Below are 5,504 nucleotides of genomic sequence, written 5' to 3' on the forward strand. Positions count from 1 at the left end.
TGGTTGGCTGACACCAACGACCTCCACCAACCGACCGAACCCGACCGACATCGACCCCCGAACTCACCGCCGCGTCCCTGCGACCCGATCCGCCAGTCATCGGCACCGCCCGCGACCTGGTTGGCTGAGACGTCGATTCAGCCGAGCTCGGCGTGCAGCCGTGCACGCGCCTGCGCGAGCTGCGTTGCGAGCACTCGCTCGGTGGCCGGGTCGATCGCGCCCAACCGCTCGTGCTGCGCCGAGAGTCGCGCCAGCGAGGCATGGACGTGGTCGAACGCAGGCCGGGCACTTCGGGGCAACGCCCGCCGCTGACGGAGGAGCTGCTGCCAGCCGGAGAACATCGCCGCCTCCGCTGGGGTCAAGCCGTACTGCTGCGCGAGGAACGGCAGCATGTGATCGAAGCGATCGCGCTCGCGGCGCCGCATGACGATCAGCGTGATCGCCACCGCGACGAACAGCGCGACGAACAGTGCCGCCGCAAGGAAGACGACGCGGGTGGCGACGTCCTCGGTCACGTCGCCGACGATGTCGCCGAAGGCGAGCGAGCCGTTCCACATCGCGTGGGTGATCACGGCGAGTGCGTACCCCCACCACGCCGTCCAGAGCGGACGACCCCTCCGGACCGCCAGGCCGATCGCCAGCCCCGTCCAGAACGTGAAGAGCGGATGTGCGAACGGGGTCAGGATCGCACGGATGATGAAGACCGGCAGGAACGCGCCTTCCACGGATGCGATCGAGAAGTACGTCATGTCCTCGACCACGGCGAACCCGATCGCCACCCAGCCCGCGTACACGACGCCGTCGGAGACGCCGTCGACCTCGCGTCGCCGCACGGCCCAGACGACGCCGAGTCCCTTGATCGCCTCCTCCGCGACGGGTGCCGAGATGACCACCGCAGCGATCTCACCGAACGCGACCGCGACCACGCCGTTGGCGATCAGCGCGACCACGACGGCGACCGACGCCCCCCAGAGCACGGCGTGGGCCCGCGACGCCCTCGGCTCGGGCTCGACGCGATCGAGCCACGACAGCACGGGCAGCACGATCACGAACGGGACGAGACCCGCCGCGACGACGACCGGCTCGACGGCGACCATCACGATCAGGCCGAGTGCCAGCAACGGGGCACAGATCGTGACCGGCACGCTGAGCCATCTCGGCAGGCGCGGCCGGCGCTCACGTGATGCACCACCGGTGAACGCGGTCCACGCCGAGCCGTTCCACCACCGCCAATCCGAGTCCCCGGTCGGATCGGGGTACCACCCGGCCGGCGTGGTCGCGGGCGGGGGCAGGCTCGGCTCGCTCACGACGGCATGCCCACGAAGGCCCTCATGTGGAACGCCATCTGGTCGGGGCCGTACCGACCGTCGCCCCCGATGGGGCAGGCCCGCCGGGCCGCACAACCCTCGGCGAGACAGTCCGGTTGGCGATCGGACCGGACGTGATCGGCGCAGGCGACGGTGTCGTACCCGGCGTCGGTGAACGCGCCGACGGGGCACGTCGACAAGCACGGCTGACCGTCGCAGTCGACACAGGGAGATTCGCCACCTGCAGGCGTGGGCACGCCGTCGACGGGCTCGGCGAGGAGGAACGCGCCGCGGTACGCGTGCCACAGCCCGAAACGGCGGTGGACCAGCAGACCGATCGGCGACTGCCACACGTCGGCGGCGCGCTGCGCCCACCGCTGGAACGGCTGGTACGGCTCATCGCTCGGATGCACATACGTCGCGTCGAAGCGTGCCGCGACCGGCCGCAGCTGCTCGCGCGTCCACCGATCGAGCGGATCGGCGCCCGGGCTCTCGCCCCGCCGGAAGTGCGGCCACATCGCACCTCCGACGTTGCCGATCACGATGACGGTTCGGGTCGGCCGGCCGTCGGCGAGCGGCGGCACACCGTCGTCGGGGGCGGGCGAGAAGCCACCTCGGGCGATCATGCCGATCGACTCCACGGCCGCCGCGATGTCCTCGTACGCAGACCCGCCGGACATGCGCGCAGGCTAGTGCCGTGTCGGGCGGCGCGTGCGATGCGCGAGGCGGCGGAGCAGTCGACCGGCACCGGTCAGCCCGTGCCGCCACGGTCACGCACCCGGCTGGCAGACTGGTGCCGTGCCAGAGCTCGAGACCTTGCCGGCCGAGACGATCCCCGACGTCGAGGAGGTCACCGAGACCGGCGAACCGGTCGTCGCCCACATCGTCAAGGTCGGGCCGGGTGAGTCGGCGGCGGCGAAGGTGCTCGAGGCCCGCATCAACGGCACCCCGGTCGAAGCGCTGTGCGGTCACGTGTGGGTGCCCGCACGCGACCCGAAGCAGCTCCCGGTGTGCCAGGCGTGCAAGGAGGTCTACGACATGTACAAGGTGTTCAACGACGGCCTCCGCGACTCGCCGTCGGACTGAACCTCGAACCGTGACGCTGAACCTGCGCTCCGCCGTGCGGGCGTTGCTCATCGACGACGACGACCACGTCCTGCTCGCCAGGTACGTCTTCCCGAGCGGCGTCGAGGCGTGGGCGCTCCCGGGAGGCGGCCTGGAGAACGGCGAGGACCCGATCGACGGCCTCCGTCGCGAGCTCCACGAAGAGCTCGGCCTCGACGCGGCGCCGATCGGACCGCACGTGTGGAGCCGCGAACACGTCATCCCGATGCACACGGGGCATGACGGCCAGCGCGATCAGATCCACCTCGTCCGCCTCGCACGCTTCGAGCCCCGACCGACGATCGGGTGGGAGGCACTCGAGGCCGAGTACGTGTTCGAGATGCGGTGGTGGTCGCTGTCCGAGATCGAGGAGGCGACCGACACCCGGTTCGCGCCGCGCGAGCTGGCCATCCACCTGCGGGGCCTCCTCGAGGACGGGCCACCCGCACTGCCCGTTGACATCGGTGTTTGAGTGAAGCTCAAGAATTCCTCAAGTTGTCGGCCGGCCGGGCCGAAGGGACCGTTGTGACCATCACTGCCTCGATGCGCCAGCTCATCGACCACCTGGTCGACGAGGTGCCCGGCGTCACCGGCGCGCTCGTCAGCAGCGCCGACGGGTTCGTGCTCGCATCGCGGCTGCCGTCCCGCGACCACATCGACCCGTCAGCCGTGGCGGCGATGTCGGCGGCGACGATCGGGCTCTCCAACCGGCTCGTTCGACTCACCGGCGAGTCCCCCTCGGCGGTGAGCCACCAGCGGTCGACCGACGGCCAGGTGCTCGTCTTCAGCGTCGCCCAGGTGGCCGTGCTGACCCTGCTCGCCGCCGCCGATGCCGACGGTTTGCAGCTGACCCAGGTCGGCCGCGAGGTCGTGCTCGGCCTGCAGCGGCTCTTCCACAACGCAAACGCCGACGAAGCCGGCTGAGTCACCGGCCGACGTCCGGCTGGCTTCGTTCCGGTTTCTCCGAAGGTGCGCACGACCGTTCCCTCGGGACCACAGAGGCCGACTGCGTTGGATGTCGACGACTCCCCGGCGGCAACACGAGCTCACCGGAAGTCGCGGCTGGCCGGTGACGCTGGTAGCGGGAGCGGCGCCATGTGCTCGGCGACGATGTTGATCACCCCTTCGCTGCGCTCCAACCGGCCGCGGATCACCATCGCCGCAGCCCGCCTCGCCACCTTGCCGAACCGCTGCCAGCAGCCCTTGGACACGACCACGTTGATGAGGCCGGTCTCGTCCTCCAGGTTGAGGAACGTGGTCCCCTGGGCGGTCATCGGCCGCTGCCGGTGCGTCACGACCCCGGCGACCACCACGCGCGTGGTGGGCTCGCACTCCCACAGACCCTGCGACGTGACCACGCCCAACTTGCCGAGCTCGTCGCGGACGAACCGGGTGGGATGGCCCTCGGGTGAGACGCCGGTCGCCCAGAGGTCGGCGATCGACTCCTCGATCGGGTTCATCCCCGGCAACGTCGGCGGGCGCTCGCCGGTGACGATGCCCGGCAGCCGGCCGGGACGCGACTGCGACACCGCGCCGACCGCCCAGAGCGCCTCGCGCCGGTCGAGCCCGAAGCACTCGCCGAACACACCGGCGGTCGCCATCGCCTCGAGGTGGGCGATGGTCAGCTCGGGGACCCGTCGCACCAGGTCCTCGGGCGTGGCATACGCGCCGTGCTCGACGCGCTCGGTCTCGATCTGCTCGGCCAGCTCGCTGCCGATGCCGCGTACCGACGCGATGCCGAGCCGGACCGAATCACCGCCGTCCTCCAGCGAGGCGCCGGCAAGCGAGATGTTGAGGTCGGGTGTGTGCACCGTGACGCCATGGCGGCGAGCGTCCTGCACCAGGGTGTGCGGCGACCAGAACCCCATCGGCTGGGCGTTGATCAACGCCGCGCAGAAGGCGGCGGGCTCGTGGTACTTGATCCACGACGACGCGTAGACGAGATAGGCGAACGACACCGAGTGCGACTCGGGGAACCCGTAGTTGGCGAACGACTTCATCTTGTGGAAGATCTCGTCGGCGATCTCACCGGTGATGCCACGCTCGGCCATGCCGGCGTACAGCCGCTCGCGCAGGTTCTCCATGCGGGCCAGCGAGCGCTTCGAGCCCATCGCCTGGCGCAGCTCGTCGGACTCGGCCGGCGTGAACCCGGCGACGTCGATCGCCATCTGCATCAGCTGCTCTTGGAACAGCGGCACACCGAGTGTCTTGCCGAGCGCGTTCTCGAGCAGTGGGTGGAGATAGGTGACGGGCTCGTGACCGTTGCGTCGTCGGATGTACGGGTGCACCGAACCGCCCTGGATCGGCCCGGGGCGGATCAGCGCCACCTCGACGACCAAGTCGTAGAACTTTCGCGGTTTGAGGCGCGGCAGGGTCGCCATCTGGGCCCGCGACTCGATCTGGAACACGCCCACGGTGTCGGCGCGGCACAACATCGCGTAGACGTCGTCCTCTTGCGGGATGGTGGCGAGGTCGACCTCGTAGCCGCGATGGGTGCGGATCAGGTCGACGGCGTAGTGCAGCGCCGACAGCATGCCGAGCCCGAGGAGGTCGAACTTGACGAGCCCGGCGTTGGCGCAGTCGTCCTTGTCCCACTGAAGCACGCTGCGCTGCTCCATCCGTCCCCACTCGACGGGGCACACCTCGATCACCGGCCGGTCGCAGATGACCATGCCGCCCGAGTGGATGCCGAGGTGGCGGGGTGCGTCCTCGATCTGGCGTGCCAGGTCGAGCACGTCGTCGGGGATGGTGCAGTCGGGCTGGGCCGCAGTTGCCTCGACGCCGCCCCACCCGTCGATCTGCTTGGCGTAGGCGTCCTGCTGGCCGGTGGAGTGGCCGAGCGCCTTGGCCATGTCGCGGATCGACGACCGCGCCCGGTAGGTGATGACGTTGGCGACCTGCGCGGTGTGATGGCGTCCATAGCGCTCGTACACGTACTGGATGACCTCTTCGCGCCGGTCGCTCTCGATGTCGATGTCGATATCAGGAGGTCCGTCACGTTCGGTCGACAGGAACCGTTCGAACAGCAGGCCGAGCGAGACGGCGTCGGCCTTGGTGACGCCGAGCGCGTAGCAGACCGCCGAGTTGGCGGCG

Annotated in this window: 6 protein-coding genes; 3 read left to right on the forward strand and 3 right to left on the reverse strand. The window is 70.0% G+C overall.

Annotated elements, in window-relative coordinates:
- Positions 1–137: 137 nt before the first annotated feature.
- Positions 138–1,307 carry a PrsW family glutamic-type intramembrane protease gene (locus QNJ12_RS23105; protein ID WP_300626380.1) on the reverse strand — a complete coding sequence of 390 codons (1,170 nt, stop codon included), beginning with the start codon at positions 1,305–1,307 and terminating at the stop codon, positions 138–140.
- Positions 1,304–1,987 carry a hypothetical protein gene (locus tag QNJ12_RS23110; RefSeq protein ID WP_300626382.1) on the reverse strand — a complete coding sequence of 228 codons (684 nt, stop codon included), beginning with the start codon at positions 1,985–1,987 and terminating at the stop codon, positions 1,304–1,306. Before QNJ12_RS23110 ends, QNJ12_RS23105 begins: the two co-directional genes overlap by 4 nt.
- A 118-nt stretch (positions 1,988–2,105) precedes the next feature.
- Here QNJ12_RS23110 and QNJ12_RS23115 point away from each other — a divergent pair, with 118 nt between their 5' ends.
- From QNJ12_RS23115 to QNJ12_RS23125, 3 genes are all read left to right on the forward strand, one after another.
- Positions 2,106–2,393, forward strand: a complete 288-nt coding sequence (locus QNJ12_RS23115; RefSeq protein WP_300626384.1) for a DUF3039 domain-containing protein — start codon at positions 2,106–2,108, stop codon at positions 2,391–2,393.
- A 10-nt stretch (positions 2,394–2,403) separates the two neighbouring features.
- Entirely contained in the window at positions 2,404–2,883 is a 480-nt protein-coding gene (locus QNJ12_RS23120) for an NUDIX domain-containing protein (RefSeq protein ID WP_300626386.1), read from the forward strand.
- Positions 2,884–2,954: 71 nt separating this feature from the next.
- The gene (locus QNJ12_RS23125) at positions 2,955–3,335 is read left to right on the forward strand and encodes a roadblock/LC7 domain-containing protein (RefSeq protein ID WP_300626387.1); all 381 of its coding nucleotides are present in this window, start codon (positions 2,955–2,957) and stop codon (positions 3,333–3,335) included.
- 122 nt (positions 3,336–3,457) lie between these two features.
- On the opposite strand, the gene QNJ12_RS23130 is transcribed toward QNJ12_RS23125, so the two are convergent.
- The coding region (locus QNJ12_RS23130) for an error-prone DNA polymerase (protein ID WP_300626388.1) at positions 3,458–5,504 on the reverse strand (2,047 nt) is incomplete at its 5' end.

Source organism: Ilumatobacter sp. (assembly GCF_030065885.1).
Classification (GTDB): Bacteria; Actinomycetota; Acidimicrobiia; order Acidimicrobiales; family Ilumatobacteraceae; genus Ilumatobacter.